Origin of the sequence: Kingella denitrificans ATCC 33394 (assembly GCF_000190695.1) — a bacterium.
GTDB classification, from domain to species: domain Bacteria; phylum Pseudomonadota; class Gammaproteobacteria; order Burkholderiales; family Neisseriaceae; genus Kingella_A; species Kingella_A denitrificans.
In genome coordinates, this window is the sequence record NZ_GL870937.1 from 1 (window position 1) to 553 (window position 553).

1 pseudogene is annotated in these 553 nt (G+C 56.1%); it reads left to right on the forward strand.

Annotated features, from left to right (window positions below):
* Positions 1–553 (forward strand): annotated as a pseudogene (locus HMPREF9098_RS12005) (hypothetical protein); the annotation flags it as partial.

Below are 553 nucleotides of genomic sequence, written 5' to 3' on the forward strand. Positions count from 1 at the left end.
CCTACACCTACGCATTGGATGCCCAAACCGTCGTACAGAACGCCCAAACCCCGGTGGTATACACCGATGCCAACGGCAACAAAGTGTACAAACACACCGACGGCAACTTCTATACCCAGCCTAACGGCGGCGGTACCCAAGTGGCTGCCAGCAATGTGATTGCCAGCATGCAGGATGCAGCCGGCAACACCACTGCGCCGACCACATTGGCCAACGTGAAAGGTAACCTGGCTGATACTGCTACAGTCACCGCCAACCCGACCAACAACGATCGGACCACTTTGGCAGCCGGTAACAAAGGCAACAACGCCGCTACCGTTAACGACGTATTGAACGCAGGCTTTACCGTACAAGGTAATGGCACAGACAAAGACTTCGTGACCCACGGCGACACCATCAACTTCGCCAACGGCCAAGGCACTGTAGCCAACGTCAGCACCGCAGGCGGAGTGACTACCGTGAAGTTCGATACCCCGATGACCTATGCCGATACTGCAGGCAATCCTACTAGCACACCGAGCAACAAAGTGAACCTGGTAGGCGGTACTGCAGG